The organism is Pseudomonas oryzagri, from assembly GCF_020831405.1.
Taxonomy (GTDB): Bacteria; Pseudomonadota; Gammaproteobacteria; order Pseudomonadales; family Pseudomonadaceae; genus Geopseudomonas; species Geopseudomonas oryzagri.
Genome location: NZ_JAJHPU010000002.1, coordinates 125150 through 145664 on the forward strand (window position 1 = coordinate 125150; position 20515 = coordinate 145664).

General features: G+C 68.0%; 20 protein-coding genes. 8 read left to right on the top strand and 12 right to left on the bottom strand.

Annotated features, from left to right (window positions below; genetic code table 11):
* Positions 1-24: 24 nt before the first annotated feature.
* From LMJ29_RS00590 to LMJ29_RS00610, 5 genes are all read right to left on the bottom strand, one after another.
* Positions 25-1158: an aminomethyltransferase family protein gene (locus LMJ29_RS00590; protein WP_229602859.1), complete on the bottom strand. Its 1134-nt coding sequence runs from the start codon at positions 1156-1158 to the stop codon at positions 25-27.
* 153 nt (positions 1159-1311) lie between these two features.
* Positions 1312-2340 carry a heme-dependent oxidative N-demethylase family protein gene (locus LMJ29_RS00595; RefSeq protein ID WP_229602861.1) on the bottom strand — a complete coding sequence of 343 codons (1029 nt, stop codon included), beginning with the start codon at positions 2338-2340 and terminating at the stop codon, positions 1312-1314.
* A gap of 44 nt (positions 2341-2384) precedes the next feature.
* Positions 2385-3329, bottom strand: coding sequence for a PDR/VanB family oxidoreductase (locus LMJ29_RS00600; protein ID WP_229602863.1), 945 nt, complete (start codon positions 3327-3329; stop codon positions 2385-2387).
* Complete coding sequence (locus tag LMJ29_RS00605) at positions 3326-3886, bottom strand: dimethylamine monooxygenase subunit DmmA family protein (RefSeq protein WP_229602864.1); 561 nt, start codon at positions 3884-3886, stop codon at positions 3326-3328. The genes LMJ29_RS00600 and LMJ29_RS00605 overlap by 4 nt, the downstream gene beginning before the upstream one ends.
* 510 nt (positions 3887-4396) lie before the next feature.
* Positions 4397-4948 (bottom strand): hypothetical protein, encoded by a 552-nt coding sequence (locus LMJ29_RS00610; protein WP_229602866.1) that lies wholly within the window; start codon positions 4946-4948, stop codon positions 4397-4399.
* Positions 4949-5109: 161 nt separating this feature from the next.
* On the opposite strand from LMJ29_RS00610, the gene LMJ29_RS00615 reads away from it, so the two are divergent.
* The 3 genes from LMJ29_RS00615 to LMJ29_RS00625 all read left to right on the top strand — a co-directional run bounded on the left by LMJ29_RS00615 (position 5110) and on the right by LMJ29_RS00625 (position 8575).
* On the top strand, positions 5110-6414 hold the full coding sequence (locus LMJ29_RS00615; protein WP_229602868.1) for a sensor histidine kinase: 1305 nt from the start codon (positions 5110-5112) through the stop codon (positions 6412-6414).
* A 1-nt stretch (position 6415) separates the two neighbouring features.
* Complete coding sequence (locus LMJ29_RS00620; protein ID WP_229602870.1) at positions 6416-7339, top strand: response regulator; 924 nt, start codon at positions 6416-6418, stop codon at positions 7337-7339.
* A 492-nt stretch (positions 7340-7831) separates the two neighbouring features.
* A complete protein-coding gene (locus LMJ29_RS00625) occupies positions 7832-8575 on the top strand; it encodes a TorF family putative porin (RefSeq protein ID WP_229602873.1) in 744 nt (247 codons plus the stop codon).
* Positions 8576-8655: 80 nt separating this feature from the next.
* Here LMJ29_RS00625 and gstA read toward each other — a convergent pair whose 3' ends face one another.
* Together gstA and LMJ29_RS00635 are read right to left on the bottom strand one after the other, a co-directional pair.
* A complete protein-coding gene (gstA, locus tag LMJ29_RS00630) occupies positions 8656-9264 on the bottom strand; it encodes a glutathione transferase GstA (protein ID WP_229602876.1) in 609 nt (202 codons plus the stop codon).
* Positions 9265-9369: 105 nt separating this feature from the next.
* Complete coding sequence (locus LMJ29_RS00635; RefSeq protein WP_229602878.1) at positions 9370-10296, bottom strand: LysR family transcriptional regulator; 927 nt, start codon at positions 10294-10296, stop codon at positions 9370-9372.
* Positions 10297-10492: 196 nt separating this feature from the next.
* Here LMJ29_RS00635 and LMJ29_RS00640 point away from each other — a divergent pair, with 196 nt between their 5' ends.
* The 4 genes from LMJ29_RS00640 to LMJ29_RS00655 all read left to right on the top strand — a co-directional run bounded on the left by LMJ29_RS00640 (position 10493) and on the right by LMJ29_RS00655 (position 14559).
* Positions 10493-11833 carry a dicarboxylate/amino acid:cation symporter gene (locus LMJ29_RS00640; protein ID WP_229602881.1) on the top strand — a complete coding sequence of 447 codons (1341 nt, stop codon included), beginning with the start codon at positions 10493-10495 and terminating at the stop codon, positions 11831-11833.
* A 62-nt stretch (positions 11834-11895) separates the two neighbouring features.
* The gene (ttdA, locus tag LMJ29_RS00645) at positions 11896-12795 is read left to right on the top strand and encodes a L(+)-tartrate dehydratase subunit alpha (protein ID WP_229602884.1); all 900 of its coding nucleotides are present in this window, start codon (positions 11896-11898) and stop codon (positions 12793-12795) included.
* Positions 12792-13400: a L(+)-tartrate dehydratase subunit beta gene (gene ttdB, locus LMJ29_RS00650; protein ID WP_229602887.1), complete on the top strand. Its 609-nt coding sequence runs from the start codon at positions 12792-12794 to the stop codon at positions 13398-13400. The genes ttdA and ttdB overlap by 4 nt, the downstream gene beginning before the upstream one ends.
* Positions 13401-13692: 292 nt before the next feature.
* The gene (locus LMJ29_RS00655) at positions 13693-14559 is read left to right on the top strand and encodes an isocitrate lyase/PEP mutase family protein (RefSeq protein ID WP_229602890.1); all 867 of its coding nucleotides are present in this window, start codon (positions 13693-13695) and stop codon (positions 14557-14559) included.
* Between the two features lie 21 nt (positions 14560-14580).
* Here the strand turns inward: LMJ29_RS00655 and LMJ29_RS00660 are convergent, their stop codons facing one another.
* Complete coding sequence (locus tag LMJ29_RS00660) at positions 14581-15558, bottom strand: hypothetical protein (protein WP_229602893.1); 978 nt, start codon at positions 15556-15558, stop codon at positions 14581-14583.
* Between the two features lie 197 nt (positions 15559-15755).
* Here LMJ29_RS00660 and LMJ29_RS00665 point away from each other — a divergent pair, with 197 nt between their 5' ends.
* Positions 15756-16022, top strand: a complete 267-nt coding sequence (locus tag LMJ29_RS00665; protein ID WP_229602896.1) for a DksA/TraR family C4-type zinc finger protein — start codon at positions 15756-15758, stop codon at positions 16020-16022.
* 279 nt (positions 16023-16301) lie between these two features.
* Here LMJ29_RS00665 and LMJ29_RS00670 read toward each other — a convergent pair whose 3' ends face one another.
* The 4 genes from LMJ29_RS00670 to LMJ29_RS00685 all read right to left on the bottom strand — a co-directional run bounded on the left by LMJ29_RS00670 (position 16302) and on the right by LMJ29_RS00685 (position 20508).
* Positions 16302-16694, bottom strand: coding sequence for a lysozyme inhibitor LprI family protein (locus LMJ29_RS00670; protein WP_229602899.1), 393 nt, complete (start codon positions 16692-16694; stop codon positions 16302-16304).
* A gap of 156 nt (positions 16695-16850) precedes the next feature.
* Positions 16851-18128 carry an ammonium transporter gene (locus LMJ29_RS00675; RefSeq protein WP_229602958.1) on the bottom strand — a complete coding sequence of 426 codons (1278 nt, stop codon included), beginning with the start codon at positions 18126-18128 and terminating at the stop codon, positions 16851-16853.
* A gap of 291 nt (positions 18129-18419) precedes the next feature.
* The gene (locus tag LMJ29_RS00680; protein ID WP_229602902.1) at positions 18420-19742 is read right to left on the bottom strand and encodes an FMN-binding glutamate synthase family protein; all 1323 of its coding nucleotides are present in this window, start codon (positions 19740-19742) and stop codon (positions 18420-18422) included.
* A gap of 82 nt (positions 19743-19824) precedes the next feature.
* Complete coding sequence (locus LMJ29_RS00685; protein WP_229602904.1) at positions 19825-20508, bottom strand: GltB/FmdC/FwdC-like GXGXG domain-containing protein; 684 nt, start codon at positions 20506-20508, stop codon at positions 19825-19827.
* Between the last annotated feature and the right edge of the window lie 7 nt (positions 20509-20515).

A 20515-nucleotide genomic window follows, 5' to 3' on the forward strand; every position in this document is an offset into this window, starting at 1 on the left:
CGCGGGGGCCGGATCGCAAAGCTGTCAGCCCTTGGCCGTGCGCTTCTTCTTCTCCGGATCGTCGAACGGCATGGTGTGGGCGATGGCCTGGACGTTGAGGCTGCCGCGCACTTCCAGCGGGCAGCCCTGCTCGGCGTAGGGCACTTCGAGGCGGGCGATGGCCATCGACTTGCCGGTCAGCCGCGAGTACATCGCGCAGGTGATCACCCCGACCTGCTTGCCGTCGGCCCACAGGGTGTCGCCACCCGCCGCCGCCTGCTCGCCCTCGAGCAGCACGCCGAAGATCTTGAAGCGCTCCTTGCCCTTGAGCCGCGCGTGCTCCAGGCCGCCGCGGAACTCGGCCTTGGTCGGCGACACGGTGAAGTCCAGGCCCAGTTCCCAGAGGGTGTCGCCGGCGCCCTGGTCGGCGAAGGGGTACATCTCCGAGTTGTCGTAGGGGAAGAACAGCAGGTAGCTCTCTACGCGCAGCCAGTCCAGCGCCAGGAAGGCGCAGGGGATGATGCCCATGGGCTTGCCCAGCTCGAGGATGGTGTCCCAGATCAGCGGCGCGTCGGCGGCCTTGCAGAAGATCTCGTAGCCGCGCTCGCCGGTGTAGCCGGTGCGCGAAATCATCACCGGGCAGCCGAACAGCTTGGTCTGCAGGTGGTGGAAGTACGGCAGCTCGCGGATGCCCGGCACGTGCTCGGCGAGGAAGTCCACCGCCAGCGGGCCCTGCAGGGACAGGTCGTGCATGTCGTCGTCGAACAGCACGGAAACCTGGCGGCCCTGGGCCGAGCGGATCAGCATCTCGTAGCCGCCACCGGCGCCGTGCACCACCATGAAGGCGTTGGGGCCGGTGCGGTAGATCACGCAGTCGTCGACGAACTTGCCGGCCTCGTTGAGGATGGTCGCGTACACCGACTTGCCGGGATACAGCTTGGAAATGTCGCGGCTGGTGGCGTATTCGAGCAAGGATTCGGCGTGCGGGCCGACGTAGTGGACTTTCTTCAGGCCGGACACGTCCATCAGGCCGGCACGGGTGCGGATCGCCTCGTGGGCGTCGGCCAGGCTGGTCGCCTCGTAGGTCCAGGCGGTGCCCATGCCGTTCCAGTCTTCGAGTTTGGAGCCCAGGGCACGATGACGTTCGGCCAGGACGGAAATGCGCCAGGAATTGGCCATGTCGTTCTCCTTGAGTTTTTTCGGGCGCGCGCCGGCCCATCCGGTGCACGCAAGGCATTCGGTTTTTTGGTATCGATGGATCACGCCGCCTGTGGTTCAGCCACAGGCCAGGTGCGTGGTGGGTAGCGCCGCGCGTCTACCCACCCTGCGCGGTTACGCGGCGGCCTCGGCTTCGGGGTCGAAGCGGCTCAGCCAGTCGACCACCGTCTGCCGGTAGCGGGTCAGCCCCTTGTAGTCGGCGATGGCGTCGGGCAGGCCGCGCAGCACGCGGTGCAGGCGACAGGCCCAGGCCGGGTTGGTGGCCAGCTCGTCGAGGCTGATCAGGTAGGTGCGGATGCCGAACAGCAGCGCGTTGCTGCGCGGCAGGCGCGCCATGTGCTGCAGCTCGACGCGCAGGTGCACCAGCCGGCCGACGTTGTCGGCGGTGACCAGGCCACGCTCGTGGCCCCACTCGTGGAAGGTCTCCGAGGAGGTGTCCAGGCGCGGGTTGATGGTCATGGTCCAGTTCAGCCGGCGCATCGGGCGCTCGACCGGGATGTTCAGCAGGTACTTCAGCGCGCGGTCGAACACGCCCATCTGGTGGGCCATCGGCACCGGCGCGTGCCACTGCTTGAAGCTCATCCCGGCGTCGAAGGCCAGCGACCAGTCGGCCGGCCCGGTGACAATGCCGGCATCCATGTACAGGTCGCCGTCGCGCTGGTCGAGCAGTGCGAAATCGCCCTGCACCTGGCGGCCGATGTACTCCAGCGGCTCGTACGGCAGGGTATCGGCGTCGCCGAAGGTGAAGCGCTGGCAGATGTCGAGGGCGAAGTTCTCCCAGGTCCACTGGTTGCCCTTGCGGGTCAGCCGGAAGTGCTCGGGATAGTCGGCGGCCAGGTGGGTCATCAGCATTTCCAGAGCGTCCCAGCAGGCCTCGTGCATGTGCGGCATGACCACGAAACGCTGCGGATCGCGGGCCAGCACGCGGGCGCGCTCGGCGGTTTCCGAGCGGTAGTGCTCGTCGATGTCGAAGCAGTGCTCGAACACCGAACCCGGCGCCCCGGCGGTGGCCGGCTCGATGTTCACCGAGTACAGGTAGTGGTCGTCGGGGAACGGGAACGGGAAACGGGCGATCGCCGCCGGGCTGTTGGCGAAGCTGAAATCGTCCCGGTAGCTTTCCAGCGGTTTGAGGGTGACGGGCATGACGGACTCCACGGATTCGGTTGCGGCCAACGGGCCGACGGGAACTAGAGGTCGAGGACCAGCGTGCTGCCGGCGCAACCGCGCGACACGCAGGGCATCAGCTGCCAGGCGCGCTCGGCCTCGGCGAGGAAGCTGTCGCGGTGCTCCACCGCGCCGCTCGAGTAGCGGGTCGCGCACTGGCCGCAGACCCCGCCGCGGCACAGGCTGGGCACCGCCACGTCGGCCTGTTCGAGCGCTTCGAGCAGGCTGAGGTCGGCCGGCACCTCGAGGCGCCGGCCGCTGGCAGCCAGCTCGGCGACGAAGGGCTCGCCCGGCGCGGCGGCGGCGAAGGCCTCCCAGTGCACGCGGCCCTGCGGCCAGCCGAGGCTGGCGGCCACGCTGCGCACGCCGTCGATCAGCCGCTGCGGGCCGCATACGTAGACATGGGTGGCCAGCGGCTGGCTGCGTAGCAGCGCGGCGAGGTCCAGGCGCTCGCCGGCGCTGGCGTCGTAGGCGGCGAAGCGCGCGCCGAGGCGACCGGCCAGCTCGCCACGGTAGGCATCGGTCAGGCCGCCGCGGCAGGCGTAGTGCAGCGCGAAGCTGGCGCCGCGACGCTCCAGCTCGGCGATCTGGGCGAGGAACGGGGTGATGCCGATCCCCCCGGCGATCAACAGGTGATGGCGGGCCTCGGAGTGCAGGCCGAACAGGTTGGCCGGCGGCGACAGCTGCAGGCGGTCGCCCTCGTTCACCTGCTCGTGCATGAAGCGCGAGCCGCCGCGCGAGTCTTCCTGCAGGCGTACCGCGATGCGGTAGCGCTGCGCCTCGGCCGGATCGCCGAGCAGCGAATAGGCGTTGCGCAGCGTGCGCCCCGGCGCCGGCATGTGCACCACCACGTGGCTGCCGGCCGAGAAGCCGGGCAGCGCGCCGTGTTCGGCTTCCAGAGTGAATTCGCGTACCAGCGGGGTCAGCTGGCGCACCGCCGCCACCCGCACGTCGAGCAGTCCGTTCATGCCTTGTTCTCCGCGTAAGGCTGGTCCGGGTTGATGCACACGCCCATGTAGGCGCCCAGGCGGCGCGAGAAGTGCTCGCGCACCAGCAGCTGCACACCGCAGTGGCAGCAGGTGGTTTCCGTCTCGCGGCCGATGGTCTGCATGGTGGCGCAGTGCACGCAGTACAGTTCGCGCTGGCTGCCGGCCTTGACCAGCTCGATCTCCTCGGCGAGCAGGCCGCTGTTGCGCGCCAGGCGGTAGATGCGCCAGGCGAAGGTCTCGTCGCCGCACACGTACAGGCGGGTGCCCACCGGCGCGGAGGACAGCAGGGTGAGCAGGCGCACCTCGAGCAGGTCGGTACTGCCGCAGCCGCGCTGGCCGCCGGCCCAGGGCGCCTCGCCGCGCAGGGCGATCAGCTCCACCGCCTGGCCGTCGGCGCTCAATTGGCCGTGCAGCCGGGCGGCCTCTTCCACGCCTGCGTCCTGGACCACCAGCAGGCGTCGCCCGCTGGCCAGGATGGAAACCTCCGGTGCGTACACCGGCGTACTGAGCATCGCGCCCGTCGCTTCGCCACTCATCCGCAACACCTCCCGAACCCCGCCGCAGTCGCGGGCCGGGGCTCGACGCGCAGCGGTTCAAATTACTGAAAAGAACATTTTGTTCTCCGTGGGAAAGCATGTTGCGTGCCAGATTTTCTTAAACAATTGATTTGCAAGGAGTTGTTGTGCAGCCGCGAAAGAACGCCTCGCGAATGCCGGCCACCGCCCGCTACTGCCTGCACAACCGCGGGGCAAGCCGGCCTTTTTTCGGGGCAGGGCGGTGCCGGTCAGGGCAGCGGACGCACCGTGGAGAAGCAGACGGACGGGATGCGGCAGCGTGGAGCATGCCGTGCGCGAGAGGCGCATGGCGTGCACGCGGACGACGCGAAAATGCCCGGCGACGACGTCGCGGCCAGGCCGGGACGGCACGGGCGACAGCACGCGGCCGGGAGAGGAAGGAGGGAAAAGAAGAAGGAAGGAAGAAAGAAAGAAAGAAAGGAAGTGCGGGCGCCGCGCCGGCGAAGCCCGGCGCGGCAGCGGGACAGGCGCTTACTGCGCCTCGCCCTGGTCCTCGGCCTTCAACTCGGCCAGCAGGCTCTCGTAGGCCGGCGCGGCGTAGATGCCGACTTCCACGGCCAGCTCCAGCACCCGCGGCAGATCGGCGCTGTACACCAGGACGCACTGGAACTCGTCGTCCAGCGGGTCGCTGAAGTCGACCAGCACATAACCGCCCTTCTCCGGGTACAGCGCGCTCAGCTGCACCTGGATGCGGCGCAGGCCGGCGAGCAGGTCGGCCTTGGCCAGTTGCTTGGCGGTCAGCACGAAGGGCACGCCCGGGCCGAAGGAATCGCGGATCTGCTGGAACAGCTCGCTGGGTGTGTCGCCGATGAACAGCACGGTGTCCGGCAGGCTGCCGACCACCACCCATTCGCCGAGCGGGATGGGGAAATCGTCGTCGTAGTTGACGTCCGGGTTGGCGGCGAGGAACGCCTGCGGGTCGGCGTAGGCCTGCGCGGCCTCGTCGGCGATGCGCGCGATTTCCTCGTCGCGCATGCAGCCGGAACTGATCAGGGTGATCAGCTCGACGAGCTGGTCTTTCATGGGGAAGTCCTGTGCGGCATGGAAGTGTCGCGCCCATTGTCGCCGATGCGGCGTCGGCGCGGGGAACTTGTCGACCGTCCGTGTGCTGCGCACTCCGTCACACCATCGCAACCTTGCCCTGCTTGAATGGCGCCGCCCGAAACCGGATGGAGGGAGCCGCCATGACCGCCCAGAGTGCCCTGTCCCGCCTGCTCATGCCCGTGGCCGCGCTGCCCGCGGAGATGAACATCGCCGACGTGGCCGACCGCCTGCTCACCGCCGAGTGCCGGGCCTTCCTGTCGCTGCCGGTGGTCGACGACGCGGGCCGCCCGCTGGGCCTGATCAGCCGCTATACCCTGCAGGACATCTTCATGCTGCGCTTCGGCCGCGACCTGCACGGCCGCAAGCCGGTGAGCGAGGTGATGAACCCAGCGCCGCTGGTGGTCAACCTGGCGATGAACCTCGAGGAGGCGGCCCAGCAGGTCACCTCGCAGCTCAGCTACCCGATCACCGAGGACTTCATCCTGGTCGACGGCCAAGGCCTGTACCAGGGCCTCGGCACCGTGCTCGACCTGCTCAAGGCCATGGAACAGCGCGTGGCCCAGCGCAACGCGGTGCTGCGCAAGACCCTGGTCGACCTCAAGGAATCGCAGACCCAGCTGGTGCAGGCGGAGAAGATGGCCTCGCTCGGCCAGATGGTCGCCGGCGTCGCCCACGAGCTGAACACCCCGCTGGGCTACGTGAAGAACAACGTGCAGCTGCTGCGCGAGCTGCAGGCGCCGCTGCTGGAGCTGGCCGAGGCGCAGACCCGCCTGATCGACTGCCTCAACGATCCCGCCTGCGACGAGGAGCGCCTGGCGCTCGCCCTCGACGAGGCCGCCCGCAATCGCGAACTGGCCGCCCCGGAACTGCTCGCCGACGACTTCGAGCAACTGTTCGCCGACACCCTTTACGGCCTCGAACAGATCGGCGAGCTAGTGGTCGGCCTCAAGGATTTCGCCCGCCTCGACCGCGCGATGAGCGAGGACATCGACCTCAACGACTGCATCCGCAGCTCCCTGGTGATCGCCCGCAACAACCTCAAGGACAAGGCCGAGGTGGTCTGCCAGCTCGGCGAGCTGCCGCGCATTCCCTGCGCGCCGTCGCAGATCAACCAGGTGCTGCTCAACCTGCTGACCAACGCCGCCCAGGCCATGGACGGCTGCGGCCGCATCCTGATCAAGAGCTGGGCGGACGACGCCGCGGCGTACGTCTCGGTGCAGGACACCGGCAAGGGCATGCCGCCCGAGGTGCTGAAGAAGATCTTCGATCCGTTCTTCACCACCAAGCCGGTCGGCCAGGGCACCGGGCTCGGCCTGTCGATCAGCTTCAAGATCATCCAGGACCACGGCGGCAGCATCCGCGCCGCCTCTCAACCGGGGCGCGGCACGCGCTTCCTCATCCGCCTGCCGCGCGCGCATGCGCCGCTTCTCCAGGAGACCGCCTGACATGACCGCACCGACCCGCATCCTGTTCGTCGACGACGAGGAGCGCATCCTGCGCAGCCTGGCCATGCAGTTCCGCCGCGACTACCAGGTGCTCACCGAAAGCGACCCGCGCCGCGCCCTGGAGCGCCTGCAGAGCGAGGCGGTGGACATCATCGTCAGCGACCAGCGCATGCCGCAGATGAGCGGCGCCGAACTGCTCGCCCGCGCCAGCGAGATCGCCCCCAACAGCCTGCGCATCCTGCTCACCGGCTATTCCGACCTGGAGGCCGCGGTCGAGGCGCTCAACAGCGGCGGCATCTTCCGCTACCTGACCAAGCCGTGGAACCCGCAGGAAATGGCCGCCACCCTGCGCCAGGCGGCGAAGATCGCCGCCAGCCAGCCGGCCACCGCCCCGCTGGCCACGGGCATGGCGAACAGCCCGCCGGCCACCGCCCTGAACGTGCTGCTGCTCGACGACCACGCCCAAACCCAGGCCAGCGTCGCGGAGTTCTGCCGCGCCGGCGGCCACCGCCTGCTGCACGCGCGCAGCCTGGCCGAGGCGCTGGAGCGGTTGAACGACGAGCCGATCGACCTGCTGGTCAGCGACCTCAAGGTGGGCGGCGAGGAAACCGCTCCGCTGCTGAAGAGCCTCGCCCAGGCCCAGCCGCAACTGCTCAGCCTGGTGGTCACGCCGTTCCAGGACACCGACGCGCTGCTCAAGCTGATCAACGAGGCGCAGATCTTCCGCTACCTGCCCAAGCCCATCCGCCCGGCGCTGTTCGAGAAGGGCCTGCACGCCGCCGCGCGCCAGGCGCAGCACTGGCGCGCCCAGCCACGCGCGCGGGTGGCGCGCGAGGCCGAGGTTCCCAAGGACGAGCGCGAGCGCAACACGGTCGGCCACCTGCTCGGCATGCTCGGTCGCCTGCGCGGCCGGCTGAGCGCCTGAGGCGCGGGCACCGATGTGGGCGCAGGAGACGTCCCGCCCCAGTGGCGACCGCGCCATTGCGGGCAGCCGGGCAGATAGTCCCCTCCCGCGGAGCGAGCCGTTGGCGCTCGCTCCGGCCAGTTAGCGCCGACGCCTGCGCAGGGCGATTCGCCCCATCCGCAAACCACCTTCCCCCCGCCCATCCCCCGCGCTTTTTTCCGCTCCGGCCCGGCCGAACGGCCGGCTCAGCCAGCGCCGCGCCAGCCCCGCGACAAGGCCGCCAAGCCCTCCCCGCGCACCAGAGCGGTGCAGATCAGGGTCCCCCGCCAAGTGCCATCGACTGGTGGCCGGCACCTGGAAATAACCATATCTATTTGTTTTTAAATGACTTTTTTCGAACTGGCACGTTTCGAGCTATGAGCCAATGGCTTTATAGCGATTTACACATAACTCGAACGAATAAACCGGGAAGTCGTGAGACCCGGCCCTCGAAGACCATTTAGGGACAACAGCATGCTCAAGAAACTGACCCTCGCCATCGCCGCCGCCAGCGCCGTGACCGCCGCCAACTTCGCCGCCGCCGAAACCGTCAAGAGCCCGGTCGGCGACTTCGACGTCACCATGAACGTCGGCCTGACCTCGGACTACATCTTCCGCGGCATCTCCCAGACCCAGGGCGACGGCGCCATCCAGGGCGGCCTCGACGTGGCCCACGAGAGCGGCCTGTACACCGGCATCTGGGCCTCCAACGTCGACTTCGGCGACAGCGTCGACGGCAACGCCGAGTTCGACTATTTCCTGGGCTTCACCAACGACATCGGCGAAGACCTGTCCTACGACCTGGGCTGGGTCAAGTACGACTATCCGGGCAACAGCGCCCTCAACTACAGCGAGTACTACGGCAGCTTCACCGCCTACGGCTTCAAGCTCGGCGCCGCCTACTCCGACGACTTCGCCGACGACAACACCACCCTGTACAGCTACGTCGGCTACAGCCACACCCTGCCCTACGAGATCGGCCTGGCCCTGCAGTACGGCAACTACGACTTCAAGGACCCGACCTTCTTCAGCAACAGCGGCAGCAGCGAAGACAGCTACCGCGACTGGTCGGTCGGCCTGACCAAGACCCTCGCCGGCCTGGACTTCGGCCTGACCTACAGCGACACCGACCTCAGCGACGACGAGTGCGCCAATTTCATCGGCAAGGACGACTACTGCGGCGCCAACTTCGTGCTGTCGGTAGGCAAGACGCTGTAAGCCGCGCGGCCGGCAGACAGCAAAAGGGGCGCCCGCAGGCGCCCCTTTTTCGTTCCGGCAGTTTTGTGCTGACAGGGGCGCTACTTGAGCAGGCCCTCGCTGCGCATCGCCTCCTGCACCGCCGGACGCGCCGCCACCCGGGCCTGGTAGGCCACCAGCGCCGGCCAGGGGGTCAGGTCGATCTGCATGACGCCGGTCCAGCTGACGATGGTGAACAGGTAGGCGTCGGCGACGGAGAAGTCGTTGCCGGACAGGTAGCCCTGCTCCGCCAGCAGGCGATCGAGGTAGGCCAGACGGGTCTCCACCCGGGCGATCACCACCGCCCGCCACTCCGGGGTGACCGCCGGATTGAACAGCGTGCCGAGCCCCTTGTGCAGCTCGCTGCTGATGAAGTTCAGCCACTCCAGCGTCCGCCAGCGCTCCATGCTGCCGGCCGGCGGCAGCAGGCCGGAGCCCGGCTTGAGGTCGGCCAAGTACTGCAGCAGCACCGCGTCCTCGGTCAGCACCTGGCCATCGTCCAGCTCCAGCGCCGGCACGTAGCCCTTGGGATTGACCTTGTAGAAGTCCCCGCCGTGTTCGGTGATGTGGGTCTTCAGGTCCACCTTGACCAGCTCGTGGGGCAGGTCCAGCTCGCACAGCACGATATGGGCTGCCAGGGAGCACGCACCCGGCGCGTAATAGAGCTTCATCCGCGAATCCTCAAAAATGGAAGACCTGATGAAACCTAGCACAAGGGCGCAAGAGCGAAAGGAAAACGCCCAATCGGGCTGGCGGGTGAGCGGGCGCGGCGCCGCTCACTGCCAGGCCGCCAGGCTGTCGCCCGGACCGTCGGCGTGGCGCTGGAAGAACTCGCGCAGGTGCTCGACGAAGCAGGACACCTTGGCCGACAGGTTGAGGCGCTCCAGATACACCGCGTAGATGTCCGCCGGCGGCGTCTCGTAGTCGCCCAGCACCTCCACCAGCCGGCCGCTGCGCAGGTGGCCGGCGAGGTTCCATTCGGCGCGCATGAGGATGCCGTGGCCGTCCAGCGCCCAGTTCAGCGCCACCTCGCCGTCGTTGGTGCTGAGACTGCCGTGCACCTTGACCGATTCGCTGGACTTGCCGCGACTCAGCCGCCAGACGCCGAAGGCCGCATCGTTCTGGCGCAGCACGATGCAGTTGTGCTGCAGCAGATCCTTGGGCGCCTGCGGGCGGCCGCGGGCTTCCAGATACGCCGGCGCGGCGCACAGCCGGCGGCGATTGGCGGCGATCCTGCGGGCGATCAGCCGCGAGTCGGGCAGCTCGCCGAAGCGGATGGCGACGTCGATGGCGTCGTCCGGCAGGTTGACCGGCCGGTCGCTCAGCTGCAGCTGCACCTCGACGTCGGGGAAGCGCCGGAGGAACGAGGAGATCGCCGGCCCGACGTGGGTGCGACCAAAACCCAGCGGCGCATTGACGCGCAGCAGCCCCCGCGGCTCCGCCCGGCTGCTCGACACCTGGCGCTCCATCTCCTCGATCTCGCCGAGGATGCGCTGGGCATTGAACAGGTAGACCTCGCCTTCGCTGGTCAGGCTGATGCTGCGCGTGGTGCGGTTGAGCAGGCGCACGCCGAGGCGCTGTTCCAATTGCGCGAGGCGTTTGGAGACCGCGGGCGGGGTCAGGTTCAGCTCGCGCGCGGTGGCCGCGAGGCTGCCCAGCCTGACCAGTTGGGTGAAGAAGGCCAGCTCCGACTCCTGACTCATAATTAACTCTAAGTAACTAATGAATTAACTTTCATTGTATTACAGCACTTCAGGAAAACCATTACCTTTACTTCCGTGAATTACCCACGAGAAACCTGGGCCATTTGCCCGCCAGCGTTCCCCGCTGCCGGCAATCGGCAGTTCGCCCGGGCGCCAGGGACAGCATCCGACTCACAACAATAATTCGGAGAAGACAATGGCCAAGCGATTCATCGGAAAACTCTACGTGCAGGTGCTGATCGGCGTGACCGTCGGCATCCTGCTCGGGGTGTTCTGGCCGCAATTCGCCGCCGACCTCAAGCCGGTCGGCGACGCCTTCATCAAGCTGATCAAGATGGTCTTCGCGCCGATCATCTTCGCCACCGTGGTGCTCGGCATCGCCAAGATGGAGAACATGAAGGAACTCGGGCGGGTCGGCGTGCGCGCCCTGCTGTACTTCGAGATCCTCTCGACCTTCGCCCTGGTACTGGGCCTCTTGGTGGTCAACTTCGTGCAGCCCGGCCAGGGCATGAACGTCGATCCGGCCACGCTCGACGCCAAGAGCATCGCCGCCTACACGGCCAGCGCGGCGAGCGGCTCGGGCAGCTTCACCGACTTCCTGCTCAACGTCATTCCCGCCAGCGTCACCGGCGCCTTCGCCAACAACGAGATCCTGCAGATCCTGCTGTTCTCGACCCTGTTCGGCATCGCCCTGTCGCACCTGGGGCCGCGCGGCAAGCCGATGGTCGACGTGCTGGAAGCCTTCTCCCACGGCATGTTCCACATCGTCGGCATGGTCATGCGGGTCGCCCCGCTGGCCGCCTGCGGCGCGATGGCCTTCACCGTCGGCAAGTACGGCCTGGGCTCGATCGTCTCGCTCGGCAAGCTGATGGCCACCATGTACCTGACCTGCTTCCTGTTCGTGGTGATCGTGCTGGGCAGCATCTGCCGCCTGTCCGGCTTCAGCCTGTGGAAGTTCCTCAAGTACCTCAAGGACGAGCTGTTCACCGTGCTGGGCACCAGCTCCTCCGAGTCGGTGGTGCCGCAACTGATGAACAAGCTGGAGCACGCCGGCGTGTCCAAGCCGGTGGTGGGCCTGGTGGTGCCCTCCGGGCTGACCTTCAACCCCGACGGCCAGTGCATCTACTACACCATGGCGGCGATCTTCATCGCCCAGGCCACCAACACGCCGCTGAGCCTCACCGACCAGCTGATCGTGCTCGGCGTGCTGCTGCTCACCTCCAAAGGCTCGGCGGGCGTCACCGGCTCGGGCTTCATCACCCTGGCCGCCACCCTGGCTTCGCTGGACAACATCCCGGTTGCCGGCATGGTCCTGCTGCTCGGCGTCGACCGCTTCATGTCCGAGGCACGCGCCATCACCAACACCATCGGCAACGCGGTAGGAACCATGGCCATCGCCAAATGGGTCGGCTCGCTCGACCAGGCGCGCATGCAGCGCGTACTGGACGGCCATGAACTGCCGGACCCGCAGCAGGCGCAGGAAACCGCGCCGCACCACCAGGCCGCCCAGCCGGCCACCCGGGCCAGCGTCGCATGACGTCTCAGAACAGCCCACAGACCCAGAACGAACCCGCCTTGTGATGCAGTAGGAGAATAAAAGTGGATAACGAATCAGCCGTTCAATCGCTCACCGACGTGATGGCCAAGTTCACCGCCTATATCGGCAAGCGCCTGCCCACCGACGTGAAGGAAAAGACCGCCAAGCTGCGCGCCGCGGAAACCAATTCGCTGGCCATCGAGATCTACGACTCGATGGCGGAGAACCAGGACTACGCCGACAAGCTCGACCGGCCGAGCTGCCAAGACACCGGGGTGATCCAGTACTTCATCGCCGCCGGCGCCCGCTTCCCGCTGCTCGGCGAGCTGGAGGGCATCCTGCAGAACGCCACCCTGGAGGCGACCAAAAAGGGCCCGCTGCGCCACAACGCGGTGGAAACCTTCGACGAGAAGAACACCGGCACCAACACCGGCTCGAAGATCCCGTGGCTGGACTGGGAAATCCTCCCCGACGCCGACTACGCGCTGATCGACGTCTACATGGCCGGCGGCGGCTGCACCCTGCCCGGCTCGGCCAAGGTACTGATGCCCGGCCAGGGCTACGAAGGAGTCGCCGAGTTCGTCTTCGACGTGATCACCTCGCGCGGCGTCAACGCCTGCCCGCCGCTCTTGGTCGGGGTCGGCGTGTCCACCTCGGTGGAGACCGCCGCGCGGCTGTCCAAGCGCGCCATCCTGCGCCCGGTGGACTCCAGCCATCCCAACCCCAACGCGGCGCTGATGGAACAGCTGCTGGAAGAGGGCCTCAACGAGATCGGCATCGGCCCGCAGGGTCTCTCCGGCAACAGCAGCGTGATGGGCGTGAACATCGAATCCTCGGCGCGCCACCCGTCGACCATCGGCGTCGCCGTGTCCACCGGCTGCTGGGCGCACCGCCGCGGCAAGATCCGCATCAACGCCGACCTGTCCTACGACATCCTCTCCCACGAAGGAGTAGTCCTGTGAAAAAGATCCTCACCACCCCGATCAAGGACGAAGACCTGGCGTCCCTCAACGTCGGCGACGTGGTCTACCTGACCGGCCAGCTGGTGACCTGCCGCGACGTGGCGCACCGCCGGCTGATCGAGCTCAAGCGCGAGCTGCCGGTCGACCTGCGCGGCGGGGCGATCTTCCACGCCGGTCCCATCGTCAAGAAGAAGGACGACGGCAGCTTCGAGATGGTCTCCATCGGCCCGACCACCAGCATGCGCATGGAGAAGTTCGAGAAGCAGTTCATCGAGGAAACCGGCGTCAAGCTGATCGTCGGCAAGGGCGGCATGGGCCCGGAAACCACCGCCGGCTGCCTGGAGAACAAGGCGGTGCACGCGGTGTTCCCCGGCGGCTGCGCGGTGCTGGCCGCCACCAAGGTCGAGGAGATCGAGCGCGCCGAGTGGCAGGACTTGGGCATGCCGGAAACCCTGTGGGTCAACCGCGTGCGCGAGTTCGGCCCGCTGATCATCTCCATCGACACCAAGGGCAACAACTTGTTCGAGCAGAACAAGGCGCGCTTCAACGACAAGAAGGCCGCGATCCTCGAGAAGATCAACAGCCAGGTGCGCTTCATCAAGTGAGCCGCGCGGGGTATGCGCGGCAAGGAGCCGTGCATGCCCCACGACGGTGCCCCTGCCTTGCCCCGCGGCCTGCCCGGCCCGGCGCCGCGGCGCGAACTGTCCGCAATGGCACAGTTGGCGCGCGCCGGCTGGCGGATTTTCGCCACCTCGGCCGAGGTAGCGGCGCCCGTTCGCCACTCCCGCGCGATAACCGCCCAGCAAAACGAGTAAACCCACGCAATACGACCTTCGGGTACAGGATTTGCAATACTTGAAAGGTACAAGACAAGACAAAGACCCAAGGGATAAGACCATGCAGAAATCCTGTCACCACGCCCTGCGCAACACCTTCCGTGCCCTGCTCGACAGCAACGCCTGCTACCACACCGCCTCGGTGTTCGACCCGCTGTCGGCGCGCATCGCCGCCGACCTCGGCTTCGAGGTCGGCATCCTCGGCGGCTCGGTCGCCTCCCTGCAGGTGCTCGCCGCCCCCGACGTGGCGCTGATCACCCTCAGCGAGTTCGCCGAGCAGGCCACCCGCATCGGCCGCGTCGCCCGCCTGCCGGTGATCGCCGACGCCGACCACGGCTACGGCAACGCGCTCAACGCGATGCGCACGGTCATCGAGCTGGAGCGCGCCGGGGTCGCCGCGCTGACCCTCGAGGACACCCTGCTGCCGGCCCAGTTCGGCCGCAAGTCCTACGACCTGATCAGCGTCGAGGAAGGCATCGGCAAGCTGCGCGCGGCGCAGGAAGTGCGCGACGACAAGGCACTGGCGATCATCGCCCGCACCCACGCCGGCGTGCTGCCGGTGCAGGAGGTGATCCACCGCACCCAGGCCTACCAGGCCGCCGGCGCGGACGGCATCTGCCTGGTCGGCGTGAAGGACTTCGCCCATCTGGAAGCCATCGCCGAGGGCCTGCACGTGCCGCTGATGCTGGTCACCTACGGCAACCCCGAGCTGCGCGACGACCACCGCCTGGCCGAGATGGGCGTGCGCATCGTGGTCGACGGCCACGGCGCCTACTTCGCGGCGATCAAGGCCACCTACGACAGCATGCGCGAACAGCGCGGCATCGCCACCGGCAACGGCCTGAGCGCCTCGGAACTGGTGACCAAGTACACCCACCCCGACGACTACATCGCCTGGGCGCGCGAGCACATGAACGTCAAGGAGTGAATCCGCGCCGCTGCGCCGTGCTCAGGCAAGCGGACGGCCGCTCGCCGAGCCGCACAGCGCATCGTGCAGGTGCTGCACCTCGGCCACCGCGGGCGCGACCACCGCATTGCCCAGCGCCTCGATGAAAGCGCAGGCCGCGTAGTCGCCGGCCGCCGTCTCGTAGCGCGCCACCCACTCCCGCCGCTGCGCCAGGCGCTCGGCCGCCACCGGCCAGACGCCGGGGCGCGGGCGCAGATGCTGGTCGATGCCGATGCGCCACGGCTTGGCGCTGACCCGCGCGCGAAAGCACTGCTGGCGCAGGCACATGCGCACGTAGTGCGGATCGGCGCCGACGGCGGCGAAGCAGCGCGCCACCTCGGGATCGTCCGGGGCGAAGGTGCGGTGCGTGGCCAGCACGCGCAAGCCGGCGGGCGTGCGATACAGGCGCAGCCCCCAGTCCGGATGGGCGGCCAGAAAGCGCAGCACCCGCTTGCGCGCCAGACGCTCGGCGCCGCCGTCGAAGCGCAGGCGCAGGCGGTACAGCCAGCCGGCCAGGCTGTTGGCGCCGAACAGCGCGCAGAGCACCAGCACCGCGAGCAGCCCGAAGGAATCCAGCCGCAGGCCGATCAGCACCGCCAGCGCCACCAGGCCGGCCATGGTGGCGAAGATCAGCCGCACCGGCGTCTCGGCGGCGAAGTCGATGTCGGCGAATAGCACGTTGGGGGTGTTCAGGCAGCGCGCGCCGTAGGCGTTGCGGGTGATCACCACCTCGCCGTGGCGCTCGACCACCTCCTCGCGGATCGGCACGCCCTCGGCGCCGTTGTAGGGCACCTTGGGCTCCCGGCGCGCCAGCTTCTCGCCCGCCAGCACACGCTCAAGCGCCTCTGTCGCGCGCTGCTCGGCGTTGGCCTGCGCCTCCTCCTGGCTCGTCTGCGACCAGCCGAAACGGCGCACCGTCACCTGCCGCCCTTCGCTCCTGTTCCGCGCACGGCCCTCGGCCCAGTATTGTGGAATGATCACCTGGCGCTCCTTGCATATGGCATGACGGTGGGATGCAAGCGCCGCCCGCGGGATTGCGGCACCCTCGACGAGCGGACGGGCGGCCTGCCTCATTTCAAGTTAATCGATCTATCGTAAACGTCGAGCCCGCGGGCAAGACACGGCGGCCGGGCTGCACAGCCCGGCGCACAGGCGAATCACCCTGCCGAGGAGACGACATGGCCGGCGGCTGGACCAACGACGGAGCGGTACAGGAACAGATCGACAGCACCATCGAGGACGCCATCGCCCGCGCCCGCAGCCAGCTGCCGCGCGGCGAAAGCCTCACCCATTGCGAGGAATGCGACGCGCCCATCCCCGAAGCCCGCCGCCAGGCGGTGCCCGGCGTGCGCCTGTGCCTCGCCTGCCAGAGCGAGCACGACAAGCAGCAGGCGGTGTTCAGCGGCTACAACCGGCGGGGCAGCAAGGACAGTCAGCTGCGCTGAGCCCCCGAGAGCCTGCTCACGATTTCGCGAGCTAGAGCCAGGCAAGGCCTCGGCGGCCCCGCGCAATCGGTTGAGGAAGCGGAGTTTACGAGCGGTAAATGAGCATGACTCGCTCCGCTCGCCCCTCCGGGGTCGTCCTTGCGGACGTTCAGTGGCAAGCCACTGTCCGAAACCGATTGACTCGCTTCGCTCGCCCTGCGGGCCAGCCTTCGGCTGTTACTCCGCTTCACTCCGTTTCAACGCAGCATGGCCGACGCGCAGCAGATCGTGAGCAGGCTCTCACTCGCACCCCTGCCCCGCCGCCCCTTCGGGCATGTTGGCGGCCTCCAGTTCGCAGGCGCGCTGCTGGGTCATGGCGCGCAGGCATTCGGCGGTGGCGACCGGGCTGAGCGAGCCGCCGCCGGCCGCATAAAAGCCGCAATTGGCGTCGCGGTACTCCACCCAGCGGCGCTGCGCGGCCTTGAGCGGCTCGCGCTGGCCGGGCTCGCTGCGCTGCATCAGTGACTTGTAGGCGCCATTCATCCGCCGGTCCCAGGTCTTCGCGCTGGCCTTCACGCACTCGACGATCTCGGCGGCCTGCTGGCTGCAGGCCTCGTAGTCGGCGCCGTACATACGGGCCTCGGCGGACGCGCCGAGCGCAAGGAGCAGCACGGGCAGAGCAAGCTGACGCATGACCGATACCTCTCGCATCGAAAACCCCGCAGGCCGCCCAACCACCCGGCCTCCCCTCAGGGTAGATGCTCTGCACGAGCCTGCGCGCCGTAACGCCGCCGCGAAAAGCAGAACGCCGGGCAATGCCCGGCGCTCGCCTGACCCGTACCGTAGGGATCAGTGGTTGTAGGCGGTCTCGTTGTGCTCGGCGAGGTCGAGGCCGATGTCCTCGTGCTCCTCGGCCACGCGCAGGCCGACCAGCTTGTCGACCAGCTTGAGCAGCACCCAGCTGACCACGAAGCAGTAGATGAAGGTGAACGCCACGCTCTTCACCTGCGCCCACACCTGGGTGGCGATCTCGCTGCCCTCGACGTAGCCGCCCAGCGCCGGTACGCAGAACACACCGGTGAGGATGGCGCCGACCACGCCACCGATGCCGTGCAGGCCGAATACGTCGAGGCTGTCGTCGTAGCCCAGGCGCTGCTTCAGCGAGGTGACCGCCAGGTAGCAGAGCACGCCGCACAGCAGGCCGATGGCCAGCGCGCCGCCGACGCCGACGTAGGCGCAGGCCGGGGTGATGCCGACCAGGCCGGCGATGGCGCCGGAAGCCAGGCCCATGGCGCTCGGCCGGCCGGCCTTGATCAGCTCGGCGATCATCCAGCCGACGATGCCGGCACAGGCGCCCAGCTGGGTGTTGAGCATGACGATGCCCGATACGGTGCCGACCCCGGCGGCGGAGCCGACGTTGAAGCCGAACCAGCCGACCCACAGCAGAGCCGCGCCGGTCATCGCCAGCGGCAGGTTGTGCGGACGGATCTCGACGTGCGGGTAGCCCTTGCGCTTGCCGAGCAGCAGGCAGGCGGCCAGCGCGGCGACGCCGGAGTTGATGTGCACGGCGGTGCCGCCGGCGAAGTCCAGTGCACCCCAGTTGTGCATCAGTGCACCCGGACCGCCCCAGACCATGTGCGCCATCGGCGCGTAGACGAAGGTGAACCACAGCGCCATGAACAGCACGGCGGCGACGAACTTCATGCGTTCGGCGAAGGCGCCGGCGATCAGCGCCGGAGTGATGATCGCGAAGGTCATCTGGAAGGTGATGAACACCCCTTCCGGCATGCCCAGCACCAGGCTGTCGCCCTTGAGGCCGGCGAGCATCGCGCGCTCCAGACCGCCGACGAAGCTGTTGAAGGTGAACTCGCCGGCGACCATGCCGGTGGTGTCGATCACCATGCTGTAGCCGTAGATCACCCACAGCACGCCGACCACGCCGGCGACGGCGAAGCATTGGGAAAACAGCGAGAGCATGTTCTTGGCGCGCACCAGGCCGCCGTAGAACAGCGCGAGGCCCGGCACGCACATGCACAAAACCAGCACGGTGGCGGTCATCATCCAGGCGGTGACGCCGGTATCCAGGGTGGAGTCGTCGGCCAGCGCCAGCGGCGCGAAGACCAGCATGAACAGCGGCAAGACACGGCTCAGCGTGCGGCTTAGCGGAGTGGAACCTGATGCGGTGATCGACATGGTGAAGTACCTCAAAGGGTCATGAAGGATTCCTGGCAGGTGGGATGTGCAATGCAAAATTCTGGCCGGGAGCCGACCTGTAGGGGCGAATTCATTCGCCAGGGGGCGCGCAGCGCCCCGAACCACCCAGCGCAGGCCGTTGGCCTGCCTGGCGAATGAATTCGCCCCTACAGATCCAGACCAGTGAGACGGGCGCCGGTACGCTGCCGGCGCCCGCCCGGCGGGTCAGAATTGCTGGCCGGGGATCCAGCCGGTGCCGGCCAGCGGCACGCGGGCCATGGCCGCGGCTTCCACGGTCAGCGCCACCAGGTCCTCGGGGTCGAGGTTGTGCAGGTGCGACTTGCCGCAGGCGCGGGCCATGGTCTGCGCTTCCAGCACCAGCACGCGCAGGTAGTTGGCCAGGCGGCGACCGCCCTCCACCGGATCGAGGCGCTTGGACAGCTCCGGGTCCTGGGTGGTGATGCCGGCCGGGTCGCGGCCGTTCTGCCAGTCGTCGTAGTAGCCGGCGGCCGAGCCGATCTTCTTCAGCTCGTCGTCCAGGCGCGGGTGGTTGTCGCCGAGGGCGATCAGCGCCGCGGTGCCGATGGCCACCGCGTCGGCGCCCAGGGCCATGGCCTTGGCCACGTCGGCGCCGGTGCGGATGCCGCCGGAGACGATCAGCTGCACCTTGCGGTGCATGTCCATCTCCTGCAGGGCCTGCACGGCCTGCGGGATGGCGCAGAGGATCGGGATGCCGACGTGCTCGATGAACACTTCCTGAGTGGCGGCGGTGCCGCCCTGCATGCCGTCGAGGACGATCACGTCGGCGCCGGCCTTCACCGCCAGCTTGACGTCGTAGTACGGGCGGCTGGCGCCGATCTTCACGTAGATCGGTTTTTCCCAGTCGGTGATCTCGCGGATCTCGGCGATCTTGATCGCCAGGTCGTCCGGGCCGGTCCAGTCCGGGTGACGGCAAGCGGAGCGCTGGTCGACGCCGATCGGCAGGGTACGCATGCCGGCGACGCGCTCGGTGACCTTCATGCCCAGCAGCATGCCGCCGCCGCCCGGCTTGGCGCCCTGGCCGAGGACGATCTCGATGGCGTCGGCCTTGCGCAGGTCGTCCGGGTTCATGCCGTAGCGCGAGGGCAGGTACTGGTAGACCAGGTGCTTGGACTGGCCGCGCTCTTCCGGGGTCATACCGCCATCACCCGTAGTCGTACTGGTGCCGGCGATGCTGGCGCCGCGGCCGAGGGCTTCCTTGGCGTTGGCGGAGAGCGCACCGAAGCTCATGCCGGCGATGGTCACCGGGATCTTCAGGTGGATCGGCTTCTTGGCGAAGCGGGTGCCGAGCACCACGTCGGTGCCGCACTTCTCGCGGTAGCCCTCCAGCGGGTAGCGCGACATGCTGGCGCCGAGCAGCAGCAGGTCGTCGAAGTGCGGCAGCTTGCGCTTGGTGCCGCCGCCGCGGATGTCGTAGATGCCGGTCTCGGCGGCGCGCTGGATTTCCTGGATGGCCAGGCGGTCGAAGGTGGCGGACTCGCGCAGCACCGGGGTGGTTTTCTCGCTCATATTCGTGCTCCTCGTGGCCGGCCGGCGGTTCGCCGACGGGCCGGAATCGGGTATCCGGGCCGCGCGGCGGCCCGGTGGGCAATCAGTAGGCGGACGCGTTGTCGACCTTGAAGTTGTACAGCTGGCGGGCCGAGCCGTAGCGCTTGAACGCTTTCGGGTCCTCGTCGAAACCGGCGCGGTTGAGCAGCTCGGCCAGCTCCTCCAGGTGCTCGGCGCGCATCTCCTTCTCGATGCAGTCCGAACCCAGCGACTTGACCGTGCCCTTCACGTAGATGCGCGTCTCGTACAACGAATCGCCCAGCGCATCGCCGGCATCGCCGCACACCACCAGGCGTCCGGCCTGGCCCATAAAGCAGCTCATGTGGCCGATGCTGCCGCCGACCACGATGTCGACGCCCTTCATCGAGATGCCGCAGCGCGCGCCGGCGTCGCCTTCGATCACCAAGAGGCCGCCGTGGGCGGTGGCGCCGGCGGCCTGGGAGGCGCTGCCCTTCACGCGTACCGAGCCGGACATCATGTTCTCCGCCACGCCGACGCCGACGTTGCCGTGCACGGTGATGGTGGCCTTCTGGTTCATGCCGGCGCAGTAGTAGCCGGCGTGGCCCTGGATATCGATGCTCAGCGCTTCGTTCACGCCGACGGCGAGGTTGTGCTTGCCGTCCGAATGGGTGACGACCCACTCGCGTTCTTCGAGGTTTTTCGCCTGGTCGTGCAGGGCCTGGTTCAGTGCGCGCACTTCAGAGGTGGAAAGGTCGATGGTCTTCATGTGTGCG